The sequence below is a fragment of the Botrimarina sp. genome, assembly GCF_040219535.1.
Classification (GTDB): domain Bacteria; phylum Planctomycetota; class Planctomycetia; order Pirellulales; family Lacipirellulaceae; genus Botrimarina.
Genome location: NZ_JAVJSH010000003.1, coordinates 74,797 through 97,930 on the forward strand (window position 1 = coordinate 74,797; position 23,134 = coordinate 97,930).

16 protein-coding genes are annotated in these 23,134 nt (G+C 72.8%); 11 read left to right on the top strand and 5 right to left on the bottom strand.

Features of this window, described 5'->3' with window-relative positions:
• Positions 1–8 precede the first annotated feature (8 nt).
• A complete protein-coding gene (locus RIC11_RS00960) occupies positions 9–635 on the top strand; it encodes an EF-hand domain-containing protein (RefSeq protein WP_350207950.1) in 627 nt (208 codons plus the stop codon).
• Here RIC11_RS00960 and RIC11_RS00965 read toward each other — a convergent pair.
• The gene (locus tag RIC11_RS00965) at positions 632–3,649 is read right to left on the bottom strand and encodes a secretin N-terminal domain-containing protein (RefSeq protein WP_350207951.1); all 3,018 of its coding nucleotides are present in this window, start codon (positions 3,647–3,649) and stop codon (positions 632–634) included. The two genes, RIC11_RS00960 and RIC11_RS00965, sit on opposite strands and share 4 nt — an antisense overlap.
• 539 nt (positions 3,650–4,188) lie before the next feature.
• Here RIC11_RS00965 and RIC11_RS00970 point away from each other — a divergent pair.
• The 4 genes from RIC11_RS00970 (at position 4,189) to RIC11_RS00985 (ending at position 8,365) form a co-directional block, all read left to right on the top strand.
• Entirely contained in the window at positions 4,189–5,454 is a 1,266-nt protein-coding gene (locus RIC11_RS00970) for a trans-sulfuration enzyme family protein (protein ID WP_350207952.1), read from the top strand.
• Positions 5,455–5,609: 155 nt separating this feature from the next.
• On the top strand, positions 5,610–5,990 hold the full coding sequence (gene acpS, locus RIC11_RS00975; protein WP_350207953.1) for a holo-ACP synthase: 381 nt from the start codon (positions 5,610–5,612) through the stop codon (positions 5,988–5,990).
• 126 nt (positions 5,991–6,116) lie between these two features.
• Positions 6,117–7,577: a cardiolipin synthase gene (gene cls, locus RIC11_RS00980; RefSeq protein WP_350207954.1), complete on the top strand. Its 1,461-nt coding sequence runs from the start codon at positions 6,117–6,119 to the stop codon at positions 7,575–7,577.
• 56 nt (positions 7,578–7,633) lie between these two features.
• Complete coding sequence (locus tag RIC11_RS00985) at positions 7,634–8,365, top strand: endonuclease/exonuclease/phosphatase family protein (protein WP_350207955.1); 732 nt, start codon at positions 7,634–7,636, stop codon at positions 8,363–8,365.
• Positions 8,366–8,386: 21 nt separating this feature from the next.
• Here the strand turns inward: RIC11_RS00985 and RIC11_RS00990 are convergent, their stop codons facing one another.
• From RIC11_RS00990 to RIC11_RS01000, 3 genes are read right to left on the bottom strand one after another with little or no spacing between them, the layout of a single operon-like run.
• Positions 8,387–9,601: a glycosyltransferase gene (locus RIC11_RS00990; protein ID WP_350207956.1), complete on the bottom strand. Its 1,215-nt coding sequence runs from the start codon at positions 9,599–9,601 to the stop codon at positions 8,387–8,389.
• A gap of 26 nt (positions 9,602–9,627) precedes the next feature.
• A complete protein-coding gene (locus tag RIC11_RS00995; RefSeq protein ID WP_350207957.1) occupies positions 9,628–11,151 on the bottom strand; it encodes a lipopolysaccharide biosynthesis protein in 1,524 nt (507 codons plus the stop codon).
• Positions 11,144–12,073: a polysaccharide deacetylase family protein gene (locus RIC11_RS01000; RefSeq protein WP_350207958.1), complete on the bottom strand. Its 930-nt coding sequence runs from the start codon at positions 12,071–12,073 to the stop codon at positions 11,144–11,146. Before RIC11_RS01000 ends, RIC11_RS00995 begins: the two co-directional genes overlap by 8 nt.
• Before the next feature lie 299 nt (positions 12,074–12,372).
• Here RIC11_RS01000 and RIC11_RS01005 point away from each other — a divergent pair, with 299 nt between their 5' ends.
• From RIC11_RS01005 to RIC11_RS01030, 6 genes are all read left to right on the top strand, one after another.
• The gene (locus RIC11_RS01005; protein ID WP_350207959.1) at positions 12,373–13,881 is read left to right on the top strand and encodes a GumC domain-containing protein; all 1,509 of its coding nucleotides are present in this window, start codon (positions 12,373–12,375) and stop codon (positions 13,879–13,881) included.
• Between the two features lie 102 nt (positions 13,882–13,983).
• On the top strand, positions 13,984–15,426 hold the full coding sequence (locus tag RIC11_RS01010) for an O-antigen ligase family protein (protein ID WP_350207960.1): 1,443 nt from the start codon (positions 13,984–13,986) through the stop codon (positions 15,424–15,426).
• A 122-nt stretch (positions 15,427–15,548) separates the two neighbouring features.
• Entirely contained in the window at positions 15,549–16,313 is a 765-nt protein-coding gene (locus RIC11_RS01015; protein WP_502879363.1) for a WecB/TagA/CpsF family glycosyltransferase, read from the top strand.
• A gap of 46 nt (positions 16,314–16,359) precedes the next feature.
• Positions 16,360–17,448: a hypothetical protein gene (locus RIC11_RS01020; RefSeq protein ID WP_350207961.1), complete on the top strand. Its 1,089-nt coding sequence runs from the start codon at positions 16,360–16,362 to the stop codon at positions 17,446–17,448.
• A gap of 93 nt (positions 17,449–17,541) precedes the next feature.
• Positions 17,542–21,207 (top strand): hypothetical protein, encoded by a 3,666-nt coding sequence (locus RIC11_RS01025; RefSeq protein WP_350207962.1) that lies wholly within the window; start codon positions 17,542–17,544, stop codon positions 21,205–21,207.
• A 9-nt stretch (positions 21,208–21,216) separates the two neighbouring features.
• The gene (locus RIC11_RS01030) at positions 21,217–22,446 is read left to right on the top strand and encodes a hypothetical protein (RefSeq protein ID WP_350207963.1); all 1,230 of its coding nucleotides are present in this window, start codon (positions 21,217–21,219) and stop codon (positions 22,444–22,446) included.
• Here RIC11_RS01030 and RIC11_RS01035 read toward each other — a convergent pair.
• The gene (locus RIC11_RS01035; protein ID WP_350207964.1) at positions 22,394–23,119 is read right to left on the bottom strand and encodes a hypothetical protein; all 726 of its coding nucleotides are present in this window, start codon (positions 23,117–23,119) and stop codon (positions 22,394–22,396) included. The two genes, RIC11_RS01030 and RIC11_RS01035, sit on opposite strands and share 53 nt — an antisense overlap.
• Between the last annotated feature and the right edge of the window lie 15 nt (positions 23,120–23,134).

Consider the following 23,134-nt stretch of genomic DNA (forward strand, 5'->3'; position numbering starts at 1 on the left):
AGCTAGAAATGACCCTGCCGCGTTCGATCCGGTCAACCGGCTGCTCGTTGGCGTTGGCGATCGCCGTGGCGTTCGGCTGGGGGTCGCTGGCTCGTGGCGCCCAGCCGGGCAAGCTCGCCTTCGGCGTGGCCGCCGCGCCGGCCGCCGCGCCGGGCGAGGCGGACGGCGAGCCCGCCGACCAGAAGCGGGACAACGAGAAGCCGCGCAACGAGAAGCCGGGCGAGGCGGCGCCCAAGCGTCTGAGCAGCCCCGCCACGTCGGCCATCTGGGTCCTCCGCACGCACGACAAGAACGGCGACGGCTTGCTCGACCAAGAAGAGTGGAAGGGCGTGAAGGGGGACCCGGCCGCCGCGGACCGCAACGGCGACGGCTTGCTCACCTACTACGAGCTGCTCGTCCGCTTGACCGAGAAGGCGAACGACGGGCGGCGTTCGCAGCGGCTCTCGACGCCGCGCGAGCGGCTGCCGGAGGGGCTCCCCAGCTGGTTCACCGACCGCGACCGCAACGGCGACGGCCAGGTCGCGATGCACGAGTACGAGCGCCGCTGGGACGACGGCGCCGCGCGGCGGTTCGCGCGGCTCGACCCGAACGGCGACGGCCTGATCACGGCCGAAGAAGCGCGCGCCGAGCGTTAGCGGCCGGGCCCGCCGCCGCGGCCGCCACGCCCACCGCCACCTCGGCCACGGCCACCACCGCCGCCGCCCCCTTCGCCGCGCATGCGCTCCAAAGCGCGGCGCATCTGCTGGAAGCGTTCGACGCGTTCTTGCATCTCGCGCTGGGACCGCTCGGCGTTCTGCTCGGCGCCGCGGTCGCCCGGCGGTTGGCCCGCGCCGGCGGGCGGGGCGCCGGGGGTTTGCGGGGCCGCGGCCGGCGCGCCGGCGACGACCGCCTTGTCGCCCAGCAGCGACACGAGGGTCTGCCGCAGCGCGTCGCTGCCGGTGTTGCGGAGCGAGACCACGCGCGTGGCGACCGGCCGCTCGACGCCGGCCCGGTCGAGCTGCTCGACGAGCGTGCGGACCTCGTCGAACAGCTGCTCGCTGGAGCGGACGACGATCGAGTTGCTCCGCTCGTCGACGCCGATCTGCATCCGCTCGGGCTCTTGCTCTTGCTGCCCCTCGGCGCCGGCCAGCGCGCGGAGCATCTCTTGCGGCGAGGGCTGCCCGCCGGCGCCGCCGGAGCCCTCCAGCCGGTCGGTGAAGACCTGGCGCACGACCTCGACCACGTCGGTAGCGCTGGTGTTCTCTAGCGGGATCAGGCGCGGCACGCCGTAGGACTCGACCCGGTCGGGGCCGCGCGGTTGGTCGATCAGGCGCAGCATCTGGTTGACGGTCTGCAAGTCGCTCGGCGTGGCGTACACGTAAAGGGCGTTCAGGCGCACGTCGGGCGTGATGTCGACCGACACGCTCGAGAAGCCGACGGCGTCGCTCCCGCCGGCGAGCCCGAGCAGGTCGCCCATCATGTCGCCCCCCTCGCCGCCGATGGCCGCGCCGGCCAGGTCGCCGAGCAGGCTGCCCCCGCCGGCCGACCCGCCGCCGCCGAACAGGCTGTCGAGCAGGCTGGCGGCGGTCTTTGCGTCGGCGAACTTCAGGTAGAAGACCGCGTACTGCCGGCTGCCGGCGGCGGCCGAGTTGGCCACCTGAGCGAGCAGCTGCTCGAGCGCGTCGAGCGCGTCGGTGTCGGAGCTGGCGATCAGCGTCGAGCCGAGGCCGGGCGAGATGAAGACCGGCGGCGCGTCGGGGCGGGGCGTCGTCTGCTGGTCGTCGGCGCGGCGCTGCGGCGGCTGGTCTTGGCCGGCCAACCGGAACGGCGACGCCAAGCCGCTCGTCGTGCGGCCGTCGGGCGTGTCGCCCGGCTCGTCGTCGGCGGGCGGGGCGAAGCGGTCGTCGAACAAGCTGTCGAAGTCGTAGGTTTCGCGCTCGTTCTGGACGTCCGCGCCGGGGCGGAAGCTGGGGATGCGGCCGCTCGGGCCGGTGACCCGCAGCGGGTTCTCCCGGAGCGACGGCCAAACGGCGTCGATCCGCTGCAGGGCCTGCTCGAGCTCCAAGCCCGATAGCGGGATCGTCCGCACCGCGCCGCCGCTGGCCGCCTGCCTAGCTTCGGCCGGCGTGTCGAGGTCGGCGATCAGCTGGCGGACCTGGGCGATCTGGGCGTCGGTGCCGCGGACGAGGACCGACTCGGTGATCGGGTCCGCCTGGATGACCGGCGCGTTCGGGTCGCGGCGCTTCTCGTCGGCCGCGTCGGGGTCGAACATCCGGGTCACCAACGCGGCGGCCGCGAGCGGGTCGATCGTGTCGGTGCGGATCAGCTCGACGCGGCGCCCGTCGGTGCGGAGCTTCTGGAGCGTCGCTTCGATCGCGGCGTGCTGCTTCGGGGTCGCTAGCGCGATCAGGCTAGCGGTCTGGTCGTCGACGGCCAGGCGCGTGGTCTCGGCGCCTTCGAGCAGTGTCTGGAGCACCGCCAGCGCGGTCTCGCCGTCGGCGCCGCCGAGCGCGTAGCTGCGGAGTTCGGCCTCCTCGGCGAGGGCCGGCTCGGCCGCTTGCTTCATCGCCTCGACGACACGGAGCATCGTGCGGATGCGGCCGGCGGTCTCGGTGACTTGCAGCAGCCGGGCTTCGGGCAGCACAACGACCCGCCCCTGCGGCCCCGCGAGCCGCTGCACCGAGTCGGCGGCGGCGGCCGGGTCGACTTGGCCCAGCTCAACCAGCACGCGGACCAGCTCGTACTCGCCACGCTGGTCGAGCTCGCCGACCGGCACGTCGGTCACCACGTTGGGCGGCACGAGGTCTTGCTCCAGATCGATAACCAGCAGCATGCGGTCCTTCCGCACCAGCGTGTAGCCCTTGGTCAGCAGCACACCGTTGAGCACGTCGAGCGCTTCGGCGGGCGTGTGGGGGCGGGTGTCGCGGTAGGTGAGCGTGCCTTCGGGGACCGTGTCGACGACCAGCGACAAGTCGGCCCGCTCGGCGAACCAGCGGATCACCTCGCCCCAGGGCTGCTGCTGGAAGCTGAACGTGAGCTTGCCGTCCGAAGCGGCCGGGCCGGACGGCTCGTTCGTCGGCGGCGTGTCGGCCGGGGCGGTGGTGGTGGGCGGCGTGTCGGCTGGGTCGTCGTCCGGCGCCGCTGCCTCCTCCGACGCCGCGGGCTGAGGCGCTTGCGGCGTCTCGTCAGGCCCGGCCGGTTCGGCCGGTTCGGCAAGCGATTCGGTTTGCGGCGTGTCGGCGGGCTGGGCCGCCGCGGCGGCGTTCGTGGGCTCGGCTCGCTCGTCGGACGGGCCCCCAGTCGGCTGGAGGGCCGGGTCGTCGCGCTCGGCGGCTAGCTTGCGGAGTCGCTCGGCCTGCTCGGCGGTGAGCGACGCCAAGCCCTGGCGCTCGCTCTCGGCGCGGAACGGGGCGAACTCGGCGACCCGCTCGTCGCGCGGCAGCCGCGCAAGCCGCATCGCTTCGGAGATCCCCTTCAGCTCACGCCGGTCGATAACCCGCACGATCTGGGCGACTTGTTCGTCGCTGAGTCCCAGTTTCTCGGCCGTTTCCGGCTCGATCGCCACGGCCAGCACGCCGACCATCTCGGTCTCGGCCCCGCTCGCGACCGACGCCCCGCCGAACGCCCCAGCGGCGAAGAGCATCACGGCGGCAAGTCGGGCGACGGGCATGCAGTGGGAGCGACGGGGGACGCGCTTGGAGGCCGGAAGGCGTTGGTAGGCCCTTCATCTTAGTCGGCACGCGCACCCTGTGCGCCGACGGGCCTCGGAGCCCTACCAGCTGAACCCCGCCGAGGGCGTCAGGCGCCGGCGCCCGAATCCGCAATCCGCAATCCGCCTTCCGTAGTCCCTCCCCACTCCTTGCCGGCCGTATCGCGGGCTGCTAGGGTGCTGGAACCGGGATTTGTGGCCGCTTGCAGCCGTGTCTGCTAAAGAGCCATCGCTGGCGTGTTTGGCGTGGGGTTTCGGAGGGGTGCTCGCTTCTTGTGGGCAGCCCGCACCGCCTCGCCCGACACGGTCCCTGCCAACCGACGGTTGCCGCTCGCCTGCCGCGGGCGGCTAGGAGCGCGGGTTGGGGTGCAGCGATCTTTAGTACGCCGCGTCGCCGCAGCCGCCACGGTCCCCGGAGAGATCGTCGGCGGATTTTCGTGCGCCTCCCAGGCGGGGGCCCTCCGCCAAGGCCCTCTCGGCGAGCAGCGAGGACGTGTTTGATGGCATCGGTCGAAACCGCAGCGAAGCGCGACAGCTCCCCCTCATCGGCGACGGCCACCGGCCGCGGCGCCGAGGGCCGCCCCGGCGGCGAGGACGCGTGCGGCCCCGGCACGCTGGCCGTGCACGCTGGCGAGGCGCGGCGCAAGCCGCTCGACGCGATCACCGACCCGATCTTCTGCGCGTCGACCTACACGTTCCCCGACTCGCAGTCGGTGATCGACTACATCGAGCAAGAGCAGAGCCGCGAAGAGTACGGCCGGTACGGCAACCCGGGCGAGCGGGTCGCCGAGCGGAAGCTCGCCGCGCTCGATGGCGCCGAGGCGGCCCTGCTGTTCGCCAGCGGCATGGCCGCGTTCGTCGGCGTGCTGATGGCGAAGCTCGGCCAGGGCGACAACGTGGTCTTCACCGACGAGTGTTACCACCGCAGCCGGCAGTTCTGTCGCGAGCACCTCGCCCGGTTCGGCGTCGAGACGATCACCGTCAAGACCGGCGACTACGACGCGATCGACGCGGCCGTCACGCCCCGCACTCGGCTGCTGGTGAGCGAGTCGCCGACCAACCCGCACCAGAGCTGCGTGGACCTCGACCGGCTGGTCGAGATCGGCCGCCGCCACGGCGTCGAGACGATGATCGACGCCACGCTCGCCACGCCGTACAACCTGCGGCCGATCTCCGCGGGCGTCGACTACGTGCTGCACAGCTGCACGAAGTACCTGGGCGGGCACAACGACCTGCTCGCCGGGTCGGTGGCCGGCGCGGCCGACAAGCTCGCCCCGGTGCGCGACCTGCGCGGCGTGATGGGGGGCATCAACCAGCCGCACAGCGTGTACCTGCTGCTCCGCGGCCTGAAGACCTTCGAGCTGCGTATGCAGCGGCACAACGAGAACGGCCTGGCCGTCGCGCGGTTCCTGGAGAGCCACCCGCGGGTCGAGAAGGTCTACTACCCGGGCCTCGAGTCGCACCGCGACCACGCCCAAGCCAAGAAGTACATGCGCGGCTACGGCGGCCTGGTGACGTTCCTCGTCCGCGACGCCGACTGGCGCGCGACGGCCGACATCGTCGACCGCTCGCAGCTCTGCCGCATCGCGCCGAGCCTGGGCGGCGTCGAGTCGCTCATCGAGCAGCCGCTGGTCATGAGCTACTACCAACGCACGCCCGAGGAGCGCCGCCAGTACGGCATCCCCGACAACATGATCCGCTTGGCTTGTGGCATCGAAGACACCGCCGACCTGATCGCGGACTTGGATCAGGCCCTGCGGGCTTGAGTTAGGCTGGAGGCTGCAGGCTGGAGGCCGGAGGACGCGCTTCGCTTCGCTTGCCATTTGATTGGCGACGCCGGGCGAGTCCGGCCACTAACACGGCGGTCTCCCCGTCGCCTGCGCTTCCTCCCGCCTGCAGCCTCAAGCCTCCAGCCTCCCCCATGGCGATCCTCGGAGTCGGGACCGACATCGTCGATGTGCTGCGGATCGCGCGGCTGATCGAGCGGCACGGCGAGTTGTTCATCGGCCGCGTCTACACCGAGCACGAGATCGATTACTGCGCGAGCCGCAAGGCGGCCACGCAGCACTACGCGGGCCGCTGGGCGGCCAAGGAGGCCGTCCTCAAGGCGCTCGGCGCCGGCTGGATCCGTGGCGTGTCGTGGCGCGACGTCGAGGTCCGCAGCAACGGGGCCGGCGCCCCCCTGGTGCGGCTGCACGGCCCGGCACGCGACGTGCTCGAGCGGGCGGGCGTGGAGCGCGTGCACCTGTCGATCAGCCACTGCCGGACCCACGCCACGGCCTACGCCATCGCCGAAGGGTGACCCACACGGCCGTGCCTGCTCCGACCGGTCTCTTCGTGGGCCGTTGCTTCCGATGACTGTTGCACTAGGTTTTGGGGGCCGCCGCGCCGCCCCCTCCCCCGCTCGCTCTCTTGTTCGCCGCTGCCAATGGGATCCGCCCTCTACCCCTGGCTGGCGGTCCTGGCCCATGTCGGCGTGTTCGTGGTGATCGCGTTCCGGCTCGTGATGCGGAAGCCGGCGGCCGGGGTGGCTCTGTCTTGGCTGCTGCTGGTGGCGACCGTGCCGCTGGTGGGGGTCGCGTTCTACCTGCTGGCGGGCGAGCGCCGCATCGGCCAACGCCGGGCCAACCGGATCGCGCGGATCCGCACGGACTACGCCGCGCTGGCCGATCGGATCGTCGACGAGTCGATCGCCACGATCGACTGGTCGAAGCACGCGCCGGCCGCAGAGAGCATGCACCGGCTCGGGCTGAAGCTGACCGGCGCGCCGACCGTTTCGGGCAGCGGCGGGCGGCTCTTCGCGGACTCCGCAGAGATCCTCGAGCAGATCGCCGAAGACATCCGCAACGCTCGCACCAGCGTGGTCCTCGAGTCGTATATCTGGAGCGAGGGGGGCCACGCCGACACCGTCGCCGAGGCGCTCGCCGAGGCCGCGCGGCGGGGAGTCGCGTGCCGCGTGCTGGTCGACGCAATCGGCGGGGCGCGGTGGCTCGGCAGCAGCCAGGCGCGCCGCCTACGCGACGCCGGCGTGCGCGTGCTGCCGGCCTTGCCCCCGAGCCTCGCGCAGGCGCTGTTCTCGCGCAACGACCTCCGCCTGCACCGCAAGGTGATCGTGGTCGACGGGCGTGTCGCTTGGACGGGCAGTATCAACATGGCCGACCCGCGCTTCTTCAAGCAGAACTCGCGCGCCGCCCCGTGGGTCGACGCGATGCTCCGCGTCGAGGGGGGCGCGGTCGGGGCGTTGCTGATGACCGTCGTCGGCGACTGGATCCTCGAGTCGGGCGAACCGCTCGAGGAGGTGCTCGACTCCGTCGGCGAGATCCGCGTGCGCGCCGCGGGCGACAGCGACGTGCAGGTCATCCCGTCGGGCCCCGCGCAGTCCGCCGACGGGCTGTTGCAGATGCTGCTCACGCTGATCGCGTCGGCCAGTGAAGAGCTCGTGATGACCACCCCCTACTTCGTGCCGGACGAGTCGCTGATGCGCGCCATTCGCGGCGCGGCGAGCCGCGGCGTCGACGTGCGCCTGGTGGTCCCCGAAACAATCGACTCCGTGCTCACGCACTACGCGAGCCGCTCCTACCTGGACGAGCTGATGGACGTCGGCGTGCGCGTGCACCAGTTCCGCGGCGGGCTGCTGCACACCAAGTCGGTCACCGCCGACCGGTCGATATCGATGTTCGGCACCGTCAACCTCGACATGCGGAGCATCTGGCTGAACTACGAGGTCTCGCTGTTCGTGTACGGCGAGCGGTTCGGGCGCGAGCTGCGCGAGCTGCAGCAGCGCTACCTCGGCCAGAGCCACGAGCTCGACCGAGCGGAGTGGGCCGGGCGGCCGCTCCGCGAAAAGCTGCTAGAAAACACCCTCCGCCTGATGAGCCCCCTGCTGTAGCCGCCGCCCGCGGCGCCGCCCGCCCCGCGCCCGGACGGTCATTCGGAGGAGGACCGATGCTGATCCGCGTGCTCACCTACAACATCCACAAGGCGATCGGCGGGGTCGATCGACGCTACCGGCTCGGGCGCGTCGCTGAGGTCATCGGCCACTACGACCCGCACATCGCGCTGCTGCAAGAGGTGGACGAGGGCGTGCCGCGCTCGCGGGGCGACGCGCAGTTCGAGCTGCTGTCCAGAGAACTCGGCTACGCCCACGGCGCCTACCAGAAGAACGTGCGGCTGCGGCGCGGCGCGTACGGCAACGCGGTCCTCAGCCGGCTGCCGCTGGAGCACGCGGAGGATTTCGACCTGACGGTGCGGCCGAAGAAGCGCCGCCGCGCGCAGATCGTGCGCCTCGCGCTAAGCGACGCCGGGCATCGGCGCACGCTGGTGGTGGCGAACCTGCACCTTGGCTTGGCCGGCTTTGAGCGGCGGATCCAGCTGCGCCGGCTGCTGCACGACTCGCCCTTGAGCCGCGTGCGGCGCGACACGCCGTGCCTGGTCGGCGGCGACTTCAACGACGTGTGGGCGTCGATCGGGGCGCGGATCATGCGGCCGGCGGGCTTCGAGTCGGCCACGGGCCTGGTGCGGACGTTCCCGGCCCGCGCGCCGCTCCGCCCGCTGGACCACGTCTACTTCCGCGGCCCCTGCTCCGCCGACCACGCATACGCCGGCCGGATTGCGCTGGCGCGGGAGGCCTCGGATCATCTGCCGCTGGTGGCGGAGCTGCGGATCGACCTCGAATAGTGACCGGCGCCGCGCGGCGGCTCAGCAGGTCAGCAGCGGTTGCTCGGCCGGCTCGTCGCGGCGGGCGGCCGCGCCGGCTAGCCGGCGGCCGGTTTTCTGCTGGTAGAGTTCTGCGAGCAAGCGCTCGTAGCCGCCGACCATCACGTCGAGCGAGGCCCGCTCTTTGACCCGGCGGCGGCCGGCGGCGCCGATATCGGCCGCGTGGTGCGGCTCGTTCACCAGCGCGAGGATCCGCGCGGCGAGCCGCGCGTCGTCGCCGGGCGGGACGACGAAGCCGGTCTCGCCCTCGACGACCGACTCGCGGACGCTGCCCACGTCGGTCGCGACGACCGGCACGCCGCAGCTCATCGCTTCGAGGATCGACACGGGGTTCGCCTCGTTGTGGGAAGTCAGCGCGAGCACGTCGAGCGAAGCGAGCAGCGCGGGCACGTCGTCGCGCGAGCCGAGCAGCCGCACGGCGGAGGCTGTCGGCGTGTCGCCGAGCAGGCCGAGCCGGCGGGCCTCCCCTTCGATCTTCGGCCGCTCCGGCCCGTCGCCGATGACGAGGAAGCGCGTTTCGGGGGCCGCGGCCGACACGCGCGCGGCCGCCCGGAGGAACAGCGAGTGGTTCTTCTCGGGTCGCAGGGCCGCGAGGATGCCCACGAGCGGCGCGGTCGGCCCGACGCCGAGTTGTTCGCGGACCGCGCTGGAGTAATCGGTCGGCACGAACCGCTCGGTGTCCACGCCGTTGGGGATCACACGCACTTTCTGCGCGGGGAATCGCTCGTGCTCGGCGAGGAAGCGCCCGTGCGAGTCGGCCACGGCGATCACCGCGTCGGTGATCGGGGTGAGCAGGCGGTTGAGCCGCCCGACGCCGTCGGGCCAGCCGGTGCTGTGCAGCGCTGCGGCGACCACCGGCACGCCCGCCAGCCGCGCGGCGAGCCGGCCCCAGAACATCTTGTCGCCGGCGCCGACGGTCACCACCGCGCCGATCCGCCGCCGGCGCATCAGCGCGACCAGGCGCGGCAGCACGCGCAGGTCGTGCTTGCCGGCGAGCAGGCCCGCGTGCACCGGCACGCCCTCCTGCGCGAGCCGCTCGCCCAGCGGGCCGCGCTCTTTGAGGCAGACGACCTCCGGCGCGAAGCGGTCGCGGTCGAGCCGCCGGACCAGGTTGACGAGCAGGGTCTCGGCGCCGCCGACCGGCATGCTGGTCTGCACGAAGAGGACGGGCAGCGGGGTCGTGAGCGGCGGGGTCATGAGGGGGGATCGGCGTTGGGGTGACGTCAGGCGGCGCGTCGGAAGCGGGCCGCCAGCGGCGTCAGCTTCGCCATCGCGGCGGCGGTGATGTCGGCGCGTTCGGCGTCGGTGAAGACCCAGCCGCGGAGCAGCGCCAGCGCGCCCAACCCGATCGCGCCGGCCGTGGCCGGCATCGCCCCCGCGGCGAGCAGCGCCGGGCAGAACGCGACGAGCACCGCGCCGCGGTCGATCGCCATGCCGCAGCGGCGGTTGACCACCAGCTGCGCGAGGAGCGTCAGCAGCGTCGCGGCGGCAGTCGCCACCACCGCGCCGAGAAGGCCCCAACGCGGCAGCAGCACCAGGTTCAACCCCAGGTTGGCCACCAGCCCGACGGCCAGCGGCGCGGTCGCCAAGCGGGACTTTTCGGCGCACCACAGGTACTGCTGCGCGACCAGCAGCAACGCGAACCAGACGCACGCGGAGATCGTCCACGGCATGACCGCCAGGCCCGCCGCGTACTTGTTCTCGAACGCGTACTGGAAGAGGGCCGGAGCGAGGGTCAGGATCGCCGCGCCGGCCGCGAGCATCGCCAGCGCGCCGAGCTTCAGCGCAAGGTTCAGCCGAGCGGCGACCTCGTCGCGGCGGCCGCATTCCCAATCGTGGCTCAGGTGGGGCGTCATCGCGCCGACCATCAGGTTGGCGATCGACACCAGCAGCACCGGCACGATCGTGCTCGTGTGGTAGTTGCCCACCTGCACGAGCGCCCGGTCGGCGTCGAAGCCGCCGTAGTGGATGATCATGTAGCGGTCACACGTGCTGAACACGTTGGTCAGCAGGTTGGTGACCCACACCCAGAACGCGAACCGCATCAGCGGCGGCCAGAAAGCCGCGTGGGCGACCGCCTCGCCGCGCGGGGGGCCGCTCTCGACCCGCATCGAGGCCGCCACCGCGACCAGCAAGATCGATATCAAGCACCCGCTCGCGTAGCCGATGACGATGCTCGCCGCGGCCGGCCGCCAGAACGCGACCAGCGCGAGCGACACCACCGCGAACGACACGCTCTGCGTGAAGTGCATCGTCGACACGACGCGGTACATCCGCAGGCCGGCGAACACCGCTTCGAAGTAGTGATGCAGGATCACCAGCCCCAAGCAAGCAACCACGCCGCCCGCCAGCGCGGCGCGCGACGCGTCGCCGAACACCAGCGCAGCGACCGTCTCCCGGCGCCAGGCCATCACGGCCAGCGTCGACCCGGCCAACAACAGCGTCCAAGTCGTCGTCCGACGCAAGAACACGCCCAGCTGCCCCGACTGGCGGTGCTTCTCCAGGTAGCGTCCGAACGAACCGGGCAGGCCGAGCACCGCGAGCGGCGCGGCGAGGATCAGGAAGCCGTAGGCCATCTCCCAGCGGCCGAGCTGCTCCGCGTCGAGCCAGCGGCAGAAGAGCAGCGAGCGGCCGAAGCCGATCGTGCGCTGCAGCACGCTCACCGCGAGCACCACCGCGAGGCTCGAGAGCAGGGTCTCGGGGCCGAGCGTCGCCCGGCGCCGGACCCGTGGGGCCGGTTCAGCCATCGGCCGCTCCGGCAGCCGTGGCTGACGACGGTGCGGGCGCCGCGGCGCGCGGGTCCGCGGCGAGCAAGGCCCGGTCGTCGACAGGGTCCGCGGCGTGCAGCTTGCGCGGGTCGACGGTCATCCAGTTGACGAACCGCCCCCACTCCGGGTCCGCGTGCACACGGCGCACGTGCACGACGCCGTCGCGCTCCGCGCCGGCGGTGGGGAGGTTGTACGCGCCGTACGCGCTGCACACGCAGTCGGCGCCGGCCTCGCGCGCAAGGCTCGCGGCGAGCGCCGAGAGGTTCCCCGGCTGACCGAACGGGAACGCGAAGCTGCGGGGTCGGATGCCTGTCCAACCCTCGATCGCGTCGATCGAGCCGGCGACCTCCCCGCGCACGGCGGCCGGATCGGCGAGCCGCCCCAGGTCCGCGTGCGTCCGGGTGTGCGCGCCGAGCTCGACGCCCTCCACGCCGCAGCGGGCCAGAGCGCGGAGCTCGGCGACCGTGTTGGGCCTGAGCCGCACGCCCGCCTGCAGGTCGTGCGGGAAGGCGGTCTGTTGTTCGACGATTTCGGTCGACACGAAGTAGGTGAACGGCAAACGCCGGCGGAGCAGCAAGGGGATAGCGGTTTCGCAGTTGTCGCCGTAGCCGTCGTCGAAGGTGATCACGGCCGCCGGACGCGGGTTCGTTCCGCCGGCGAGGCGGCGGCGGGCTTCGGCGAGCGAGATCAGCTCGACGTTCGCTTGCAGCCAGTCGACCTGCCGCTCGAAAACCGCCGAAGGCATGCTCCACGGGTTCGCGTGCGTGTCGGCGACACGGTGGTAGAACAGCACCGTGATCGGCGCGCGCCCTCGCTGGGCCAGGCGTCGGACCGTCCGCCGACGAATCGGCGCCGTCGCGGCGCTGTACAGGCGGAGGGCGGGGTCGCGGAGCGAACGCATCGGCGGCGGTTGTCGAAGCGGCGGGCGGGGGTTCGCAACTCTTGCTCGCGGTCGGCGGAATTCAACCCGTGTGGTGTGGCGGAGTCGATCTGTTGCGATTTGGCAACACGCGTCGCGGCGGCCCGCGGCGTGGCCGCGACCGGTTTGGGACGGTGATTTCCTTCGGCCGCAACCGTTTGCGGCCGTGGCAAGCCAGCGCGGCGCGCCACTTGGCACTAGGGTTGCCCGAGGGGCCTGCCCCGCAGCCCTCCGCGGCGAAGCGCGACGCCCGCCCCCCTCACCGCCCGACCCAGCCGCTCATGCCTCACGACCCGGCCAGCCTGACCCCCGCCCGGCTGCTCCAGCTATTCAAGAGCCACCCGAGGCTGCTGATCGCCCCGGCGATCATCGGCGCGGTGCTCGCTGCGGCGAGCACGCTCGTGACGCCGCGCGACTGGCGGGCCGAGCAGGGCCTGCTCGTCCGCAGCGACGCGGCCGGCTACGCGGAACAGCGCCTGGGCAAGTTCACCGACCTCTCGGAGATGAAGACCGTCCAAGAGACGCTGCTCGAACTGGCGCGTAGCCAGAGCGTCGTGACGGAGGTGCTCCAAGAGATCGACGGCCGTGCGCCCTCGCGGCAAGCGATCGCCGATTTCCGCGACAAGCTGCGGTTCGACCCGCCGGGGGGCGCCGAGTTCGGCAAGACCGAGGTCTTCTACCTGGGCTTCCTCGACCCCGACCGAGACCGCGCGGTGCGCATCGTTGAGGCGCTCGCCGAGCGGCTCGACGCGCGGCTCAACGAGCTGCGCGACCACAAGGCCGCGAGCCTCGTCGCCGAGGTGCAGCGGTCCGCCGACGTGGCGCGCGAGCAGCTGCACCAGCAGATCGAGCGGCTCGCGGAATTCGAAAGCTCCGTCGGCGCGGACCTGATCGAGCTGCGCCATCTAACGACCCCCAACGGCGGTTCGAGCGAGCTCGGGCAGACCGCCCTGGCGATCGACGCCGACCGCCGCCGGTCCGCCGAAGCGCGTCAACGCAACGAGGCGTTGCTCGTCGAGTTGCGTGCGGCGATCGACGACCCGGCGCGGATCCTCGCCACCCCCGACGCGTTGCTCGAGAGCCAACCGGCGCTGCGCCGCTTGAAGAACGGGCTGGTCGACTCGCAGCTGAACGTGGCCCGCACGCGGGGCGCGCGGACCGCCAACCACCCGTTCGTCCGCGCCGCCCGCCACGCTCAGGAGGCCGTGCAAGCCGAGTTGATCCGCGAACTGCCCGCGGCGATCGCCGGGGTAGAGCTGGAGCTCGAAGTCGCGTTGCGACGCGAAGCGGACCTCGCCGCGCAGCTCCAGCGGTTGCGCGCCCGATCGGCGGGGCTCGCTTCGAAGCGTTCGGGTTATGCGGAGCTGGTCGCCGGAGTCGAAGGGCAGACGGGCGTGCTCGAGAGTTCGCTGAGGCAGCTGGCCGACGCGAAGGCGGCCCGCGCGGGCGCCAACTCGGCGAGCCTGCTCTCGCCGATCGACCTGGTCGAAACGGGCGCCCACCCGGTCGGGCCGGGACGCACCGCCACGACCGCCGCCGGCGGCCTCGCCGGCCTGCTGCTGGGCGCCGTGCTGGTGGTTGTCCTCCACGCCCCGCGGCCCGACGTTCCGACGGCCACGGCCGCACCCATCCAAGTCACGAGCCACCATTCGGCGCCCGAGAGCCGCTCCGATTGGCCGGTGGGGGCGCCGCAGGAGGCCCGCACCGATTGGGCCGCCGACTCGTGGGGGGGCGCCGCTTGGGGGATCGAACAGCCGCAGGGCGGAGCGACCCAAACCATCGGCGTATGACGCGCCACCCGCGCGACGCTCTCGGCCGCCCTACGCCGGCGCGGCGGCTTGCTGCCCCCGGAGCGTTCTAGGCTTGCAGCAGGCGCCCCTCGAGGGCGCCGCTTGGCCGATCGCCTGCTCGCTACGGTTGCCTTGATGCTCGTCCCGGCGTTGTTGCTCGCGGCCGCCGCTGTGCTGCTGATCGCGACCCGCGCGCCGCGGCTGTCGCCGGTGAGTCAGGCGCTCGCGGTGCTGGTGATCGGCTACGTGTTTGGGTACGACCTGTGGCACGCCGACGCGGGGCCGATCCCGCTGACGCTCGACCGGCTCGCGCTGGTGGGCGTGATGGCGTTGTTCGTTTGGCGGCTCTACCTGGGCCACGCGCCGCCGCTGCGGCCGATCGTGCTGGACTGGGCGATCGCCCTGTTGTGTGGGTGGCTCGCTGTGAGCTGCGTTCTCAACCGGCCGGGCGACGGCGTGCACCTGCCGACCTCGCCGCTCTTCCGGCTGATCGTCAGCTTCTGGGCGCCGGCCTGCTTGTACGCGGTGCTGCGCGTGTCGGTCGTGGATAGCCGCGCCGCGCAGCGGGTCCTCGTGGTGCTCGCCTGCCTTGGGGTTTACCTGGGCGCGACCGCCCTCTTCGAGACGGCCGGCGTTTGGTCGCTCGTTTTCCCGCGGTACATCGCCAACCCCGACCTCGGCCTGCACTTCGGCCGCGCGCGAGGGCCGGCGCTCAACTCGGTCAGCCTCGGCACACACCTGGCGATCTGCGCGGGCGCGGCGTGGCTGCTCATCCCGCGAGCCTCTGGCGCGGCCAAGGCTTTTTGGCTCGGCGCGGTCGGGCTGATGACGCTCGGCGTGCTGCTCTGCTACACCCGCAGCACGTGGATCGGCATGGCGGCCGCGGGGACCGCTGTGGTCTGCCTGCAACTGCCCAAGCCGTGGCGTGGGCCGTCGTTCGCGGCGGCCTGCCTGGTCGGCGTGTTGGCGTTGGCCGTCGGGAAGGACGCGCTGGTTGCGCTGGAGCGCGAGGACTCCGGTTCGGTCTCGGCCCACTCGGTGCAGCAACGCACGGCGTTCGTTTATGTCAGTGCGCGGATGATCCGCGACAACCCGCTGTGGGGCGTCGGCTTCGGCCGTTTCTACGACAAGAAGCTGCCCTATCTGGCGGACCGGCGGCAGCCGTTCGAGCTCGAGTCGATCCGGCCGCTGCACCACCACAACACGGTGCTCAGCATCCTGGTCGAGACAGGCCCGATCGGCCTGGTCGCTTACCTGGGCGTGCTCGGCGGTTTCCTCTGGGTCGGCTGGCGGCTCGCGCACGACGCCGCTGCGCCGGACGCCTGCCGCCGGCTCGGCCTGCTGCTGATCGCGGCCGTGCTGGTCTACCTGCCGTCGGCCGTGTTCCACGACCTGTCGCTCGTGCACAGCGAGCAGTGGCTCTTGTTCACGATCGCCGGCGCGGCGGCCGGTTGCTGGCTCAACCGCGACGCCGTTGCGCCGGCGACCGCCGCGTGCCGCCCGGCGTTGTCGCTCACCCGATTTTCACCACCGAGGCACGCATGACAGCGCTCGCCCCTCAAGCTACGCCCGCCCCCGCGACGCCGGCCCCCGCGGCGCCTGCTGCTGACGCGCCGGCCCGCGCTCCTGCCAGCGCTCCTGCCGGCGCTCCGGCGGATCGCGTCAGCTTGTTCAACATGCAGGTCGACCGGCTGACGCTTGCCGAGGCGACCCAGCGGGTGCTCGCCTGGACCGCCGACGCGTCGCCGGAGCGCTGCCGGTACGTGGTCACGCCGAACGTCGACCACGCGGTGATGCTGCAAACGCACGCGCGGCTGTACGACGCGTACCTCGACGCGTCGCTCGTGGTGGCCGACGGCGCGCCGCTGGTGGCGGCCGCCCGGCTGCTCGGCAGGCGGTTGCCGGAGCGCGTCGCCGGCAGCGACCTCGTGCCCGCGGTCCTGGCGGCGGCCGACGCCGCTTGCCGGGCGGGGGGCCAGCGGACGCGCGTGTTCTTGCTCGGCGCCGGGCCGGGCGTGGCGGAACGCGCGGCGGGCGCGATCGCCCGCCGGTGGCCCGGAGTGGAGGTCGTCGGCGTCGATTGCCCGCCGGTCGGCTTCGAGAAGTGCGATCGGCAGAACGAGCGAATCCTCGAAGCGGTACGGCTCGCGCGGCCCGACTTGCTGGTGATCGGCCTCGGCGCCCCAAAGCAAGAGCTCTGGGTCCACCGCTTCCACGAGCGGCTCGAAGCGAAAGCGGCGATCTGCGCCGGCGCGACAATCGACTTCCTCGCCGGCGAGAAGCGTCGTGCGCCGGCGTGGATGCAGCGGACCGGGCTGGAGTGGCTGCACCGGCTGGCGACCGAGCCCCGCCGGCTGGCCAAGCGATACGCGACCGACGCTTGGGTCTTTCCCCAACTTGTTTGGCGCGAGTACTGGGGCGAGGCCGGGTGACGCCGGGGCAGCAGCGGGCCGCGACGCGCTGCGTTAGACTCGCCGTATGCCGCGAACCGACGGAACCGACGCGCTGCCCACGGTGCTAGTCACCGTCGATGGCCTCCGCGCCGCGGCGCTCGGCGCCTACGGGCAGACCGCCTACGAGACCCGGGCCTTCGACGCGGTCGCCGCGGCCGGGGCGACGCTCGACTGGTGCTACGCGCCGACGCCCGACCCGCTCGACCTGGTCGCCGCGCTGGGCCCGTCGCTGGGGGGCTACTCGCTCGTCACCGACGACGCACCGCTCGCCGCCGCGGCCGAGCGCTGGGTCGAACACGCCGAGGCGTTCGCCGCGCCGGCGCCGGACGCGGTCGCCGAAACCCTCGGCGGCGCCAGCCAGTCGGCGGTTTGGCTCCGCTTCGCCGAAGCGATGGTCGCGTCGCCGGCGGCCGACGGCGCGGGGTTGTGGCTGCACACGCGCGGCCTGCTCGGCCCATGGGACGCGCCGGCCGAGTTGCTCGACGGCCTGCTCGACGAAGAGGACCCCGCGCCCGAGCTCGACCCGCGACCTGCCACCGCGGAGGGCCTAGCCGACGACGACGCCGACGCCCGGTTCGCAGCCGCGTGCCGCTACGCGATGCAGGTCCGTGTGCTCGACGCTTGCCTCGGCTCGTGGCTCGAGCTGGCCGACGCGGTGATGGAAGGCTCGCGTTGGCGGCTCGTGCTGGCGGGCGTAGGGGGTTATTCGCTCGGAGAGCACGGCGCCATCGGCGCCAGCGACCCGCGGCTGTACAGCGAGCGTCAGCACGCGCCTGTCTTGATCCGCGACGGCCGCCCCGAAACGCGGTTCACGCGCGACGCCCGGCTGCTGCGGCTCGACGACGCGCTGCGCGAGTCGATCGGGGGCCAGCGCGCGTCGAGCGGGCGGCTGCGGCTCACCTCGGCGAGCGGCGCCGCCGTGCTCCGGCGCGAGGACTGGATGCTCCGCCGCCCGGCCCCCGAGGAGGAAGGGCCGGCGGAGCTCTACGCGAAGCCCGACGACCGCTGGGAGCAGAACGACGTGGCCTCAATCGAACGGTCCCTCGTCGACGCCTTGCTGGCGGAGCTAGCAGGGGAAGAATCCGGCGTGGCGGCCGGCCGCGACGGCCTCTAGACTCCGCGGCCCGCGACCAGCCCCAGCCCCGCTGCGCCCGCGGTTCGACGCCCCCAATCTCTAGCCGCTTGGACAGGACGTCCGATGCGGTCCATGCGACCTCGCCAGAATGTCGAACGCCGCCCGAGCCGCCTCGGCGTGCCGTGGCTCGCGGTTGCGCTGCTAGGCCTCGCCGGTGGCGCCGCCGCCGACGAGCCACAGCTCATGCGGCTGCGGATGTCGCTCCAATGCGGCCAGCAGCCGATGCCGTGGCGCGGCGCCGCCCGTGTCACCGACGGCGAGGTGCTCGCCGTCGAGCCGCTGAGCCTCGATCCGGTGTCGGCGGCGGGCGCGTCGCTCGACGCGGGCCGCTTGGCTTTGCACCACCGCAGGCCGCAGGCCGTCGACTATGTCGACCTGACCGTCGCCGCGCAGGCGGGCGCCGAGCTGGTTGTCGAGCTGAAGGATCCTTCGGGCCAGCCGCTTCAGCCGGCCCGGTTGTCGCTCGACGGCGTGCGGCAATTCGAACCGCAGACCGCGTCGATCGACACGCAGCGATCGGTCCGCATCGATCGCTTGCCCAGCGACCGCTTGCGGATCGACCTCGGCCGTGATTCGCTGATCCTCTCGCCGCAAGAGGGCCTCGCGTTCGCAGCGACGGCCCGGCCCGAGGGCGCCGCGCCGGGTGAGACGGTCGTCCTGACCGCGACTCTCGGGCGCGGCCGGGAGGGCGCCGCGGTGTGGACCTCGGAGCCGCAACGTGTCGAGCTCGGCGAAGATGGATCGGCCCAAGCCGACTTCGAACTATCGGCGCCTGCCGAAGAGGGCGTGTACACGCTGCGTGTCCGCACGACGCGGCCCGCGCGGCTGGGGTCGCGGCTGATACCGATCGCCGGCGCCGGGCCAACCGTCCTCGCCGAGCAGTCGCTGCAGCTGTTGGTCTTCGACGCGCGGGCCGAGCCGACCGGCGTGGTTTCGTGGGAAGAAGTCTACGCGTTCGATCCCCGCAGCCAGAGGTGGGCCGACCGCGTGCCCGCGTGGCTCAAGTGGCGCGGCTTGCCTTGGTTCGCGGCGGGGCCGCTGGCCAGCGAGCCCGGCGCACGGCGGTCCGACGCGGGCGGCGACTGGGTTCAGATCGCCCCTGCCCCGGCGCCGGGCGAGGCCCATTGGCGGGCGTACCCGCTGCCGATCGAGAGTCCCGGCTCGCCCTACGCGATCGAGGTGCAAACCGCCGGCGAGCCCGGCGACACGGTCACGATCGGCCTACTCGAACCGGACGCGCTGGGCGACCTGCGATCGGCCGGGGGCGCCGTGACCCGCGTCGTGCCGCGTTGGAACCGCGACTCGCCGCCGCCCGCCACGCGGTTGTGGGTCCGGCCGCGGACTTCGTCGCCGCTGCTGGTGATCGCCAACCCGAACCCCGAGCGGGCGGCACGGATCGGGCGGGTCCGGCTGCTACGCGGCGTTCGGGGGGAGCGCCCGCCGGCCGCCGGCGAGCGGCTCGTCGCTCTGGACTGGCCCGACGCGGACCTTGGCCACGCCGTCGGCGCCAGCCACGCCACCGGGGTGGGGCCCTACGAAGTCGCCGACATGGTGACCCATTGGCAAACGGCCCGCGGCCTGGCGGACCGGGTAGAAGCGGCCGGCGCCAACGCGGCCGTGATCCCGGTCAACCGCGACGGCGCCGCCATCTTTCCAAGCCGCTACTGGCGCAGCCCGCGCTACGACCTGACCACGTGGAGCGACTCGATCGGCCGCGCGCCGCGGCGCGAGCTGCTGCGGATCATCGCGATGGAGTTCGCCCGCCGTGGCCTGCGGATCACGCCCGCGGTCCGCTTCGACGCGCCGACGCCAGCCATCGAGGCGGCGGACTCGGCGCCGCTGGGCGATCGCTCTCCGTACTACGACGCGTTGGCCGACCCCATCGCCGCCGTGCGCGAAGCGATCGTCGACGAGGTCGTCGACGCCGCCGGCCCCGGCGCGCCGCTCGCCGGGATCGCGATCCGAGTTGACCCCAATGGCTGGGCGGTTCCGTCCGACGAAACCCTCGGCTCGGTCGCTGCGAGCCGTGCGGCCTACCAGGCGGCGATGGCGCGGCTGGCCGACCGGCTCGCCGAGCGGGGCCTGCCGGCCGACCCGCTGATGATTCTCCCGGCGGAGCTCGCCGCGAGGCCGTCGGTCGCGCGCCGGCTCTCACCCCGGCTCCGGCCGAACGACCAAGACCACCCGGCGTCTGCGCGGTTGCTCGTCGGCCTTGGCAAGCCGATGGTCGCCACCCCGATCGGCCTCAGCGAGGCGCAACTGACCAGCCACGGCGCCGACTCACGAGCCTTGCTGGCGTCGTTGGCCGTGGCGCTCGAGTCGGATCGGTCGGCGGCGGCTCTCGCCGTTCACGCGGCCCGACGCCCGCTCCGACTGACCAACTCGGCGCTGCAGCTCGGCCGCGCCGAGGCAGACGACTCGACCGATGTCTTCCTGCCGACGATCATCGCCGACGACACGCCCGAAGCCTCGGCCCTCGCGGCGGCCGCGGCCGATGGCGTGCCGCGCATCGTGCTCGACACCGCGGCAACCGCCGGGTGGTACGACGAGGCCGCCGTCCGGCAGCGCCGCCGGTTCGCCCGCCTGCCGCCAGGCGGAACCGGCTTTGCCTCAAACGGCGCCGACGTCGCGGCGGTGGCCAACACCACGCCCGAAGGATCGGTGATCTCGATCACCAACCGCACGCCGTGGACACGCAAAGCAGAGCTGACGGTCCGAACCGAACAACGCGCCCGCGGCGGTGAGATCGCCGACCGGCCTGGCGAGGTGGCCGTCGGCGAGGCTTGGTTCACTCCCGGGCGGCACGTGCTGTCGGTTGAGCTAGCGCCGCACGCCACGCGCGTGTGGCGGTTCAGCGGCTCGCCGGTCGCGGTCGATGGGCTTCGTATCGATCCGCAGTCGGCGGCTCAGAAGGAGTTGGCGGTCGCCCTGGAAGACCTCCGCGCCCGCGACACCACCAGCCGCCGCGAGCTAGAGGCCATCGAGAACCCGTCCTTCGAGGCCGATCCGGGAAGCCCGGTGGCGCCCGGCTGGGAGCTCGGCGCGGGGGCGAGCGTGGAGTCGGGCGTGGCGTTCGACGGCTCGTCGTCGCTGGTTTTGCGGGCCGGCGCCGACCGCACCGCGGAAGCCGTGTCGGCGCCCTTCCGAGGCCCGTCGACCGGGCAACTCGTGCTGTTCGTGCGAGCGGCGCCGGTGCGTCTGGAAAAGGGATCGCGGCTGTGGGTCGGCGTGGAGCAAACCGACGGGCCCTACCGCAACGGCGCCCCGCTCGACGGCGAGCGACTAACAGCGGCCGAGCCCTCCGACGGCGAGGGCGGCTGGCTGCCGCCGATCTTTGTGCCGATCGACGACTTGCCGCTGGGCGACTCGCTCTCGTTGCGCGTGCGGCTGGCGCTGGAAGGGCCCGGCGAGGTCCGGCTCGACCAGCTACGCGCCGAGGACTTGCTGCTGCCCCGCGACGGGTACGCGCAGCTCAACCTGCGAGAGGAGAAGCTCGCGCTCGTGCGGTTGTACAAGAACGCGGAAGACCTTCTGGCGCAGGGGAGGCTAGAGGATTGCCGCGACCTGCTCGACGGCTACTGGGCGCGGTTCTTGCTGCGGAACTTCCCGCGGCGTGACGCCGAGCCGCCCGCCTCGGCGCAAGGACCGCTAGTCAATGAGACGCCGCCCGCCCGCGAAGAAGCGCAGCCGACGCCGTCGCTGAGCGAGCGGGTGCGAGGCTGGTTCTCTTGGCGTTAGGCTGTCGGCATGACGGCCAACACCGAGCCCCCCCAGCCGCCGCGTCGCGACCCGCTGCTCTTGGCGTGGGGCGTGACGTTGCTCGTGCTGCTGGGCGCCACGTGGCCGCTGTGGACGCCGCGTGAGCTGCCGCCGCGGCTGCCGGCTTTCGGCGTCGAGTCGCCCCCGCCGCTCGAAGCGGCGGCCCTTGCCGTGATCGCCGGGGCGCTGTTGGCGGCGCTCCTGGAGGGCAAGCGGTGGGGCGTGGGCTTCGCGACCGCCGCGCTCGCGGCGTTGATGCTCGGCGACCAGCTCCGCTGGCAGCCGTGGGCGTACCACGCGCTGATCACCGGCGCGGTGCTCTGGTCCGCCGACCGCGCCACCGCGCGGGGGGCGCTGCGGGCGGTGGCGATCGCCGTCTACGGCTGGTCGGCGCTCGCCAAGCTCGACGCGGAGTTCGCCGCTACCCTCGGCAGCCAACTGGTCGGCGTCGTGTTGCCCGGCGCGGGACCGGATATGCGGTTTGCTCTGGCTTGGCTGCTGCCGGCTTTCGAATTGGCGGTCGCCGTGCTGCTGGCGGCCTCCGTTTGGCGCCGCGGCTGGTCGCCGTGGGCGTGCGGCGCGGCGGTCGCGCTGCACGCCGCGACGGTGCTGATGCTCAGCCCAATCGGTCTGGGGCACGGCGCGGGGGTGCTGCTGTGGAACGCCGGCTTCGCGCTGCAAGTCGTTATCCTGTTCCGGCCCGACAGGGCCGCCGACCCGCGCCGGCCGGTCTGGCGATGGCCGCTGCTGACGCTCGCCGCGACCGCGCTCGCCGTGGCGGCGCCGGCGCTGACGCCGCTCGGGCGGTGGGACGCGTGGCCCGGCTGGGCCCTCTACGCCCCGCGGCTGGAGCGCGCGACGCTCTTCGTTCGCGATTCGGCGGTCGACCGGCTGCCCGCGACGCTCCGCCGCCACGTGGGCCCGATGGTCGAGTCGGGCGTGTGGCGTCCGGTTGACCTCGGCCAGTGGATGCTCGAAGAGACCCACGCGCCGATCTACCCTTCGAACCGCGTCGCGGCGGCGATGGCGGCCGAACTAGTGGACAGCAGGCCGCTCGGCGACGGCTTGGCGGTGCTGATCGAAGCTCCCGCTGGGCTGCTAACCCGAGAGCGAAAGAGCCGCTGGGTCGATTCGCCCGAGGGATTCCGCGCCGCGGCGCGCTGGTTCAACCGCGCGAGCACCGGCGCCGCGGCAGAGCGGTTGCCGCCGCCAAACTGAGCAGCAGACACGACGAAGGCTCCGGCGTGAGCAGCACGTTGTCGACGGCGATCGTCGCGGCGATCACATCGCCCCGCGGGTAAGGGTTGCCGAGCGTGGGCAAGTCTTCGCTCGACAAGAAACGGATGTCTTCGACCGCGCCGAGCACGCGCGAAAGCGGCCAGTCCCCTTCGTTGCCGGTGAGGTTGGTGAACGCGCTATCTTCGAACACGAGCGCCACGCTCAGCCATTCGCTGCCCGCCGGGATCACCACCGGAGTGGTCGTTGTGTAGGAGGCCCCCGACGAGCTGACCGCCAGCCGGAGCGACAACGGCGTGTCGCCCGGGTTCCTCACGTCCGCCGACACGCCGGTCACGCCCGAGCCCGCATAGTCGCCGGCCCAGTCGGGGGCGCCGAAGGTGTCGGCCGGCAGCGTCATGCGCGCCCCGCCACGCCCCACGCCGGTCGACTCGTAGACGAGGTAGCCGTCCCCCGCGCCGAGCGGGCCGCCATCGGGCACGACCTCGGCGAGCCCCAGCGCGTACTGCTGCTCGACGCCCCACGACGCGGGCACGCCTTCGAAGTCTTCGAGGAGCCCCGGCGTGGCGGCGGGGGCGAGGCCGCAGGTGGCGGTCAGCGTTAACGCAAGGCGCCACGAGCGGCGGGCGGTATCTAAAATTCGCGACTGGTTCATGAGGTGACTCGAAGG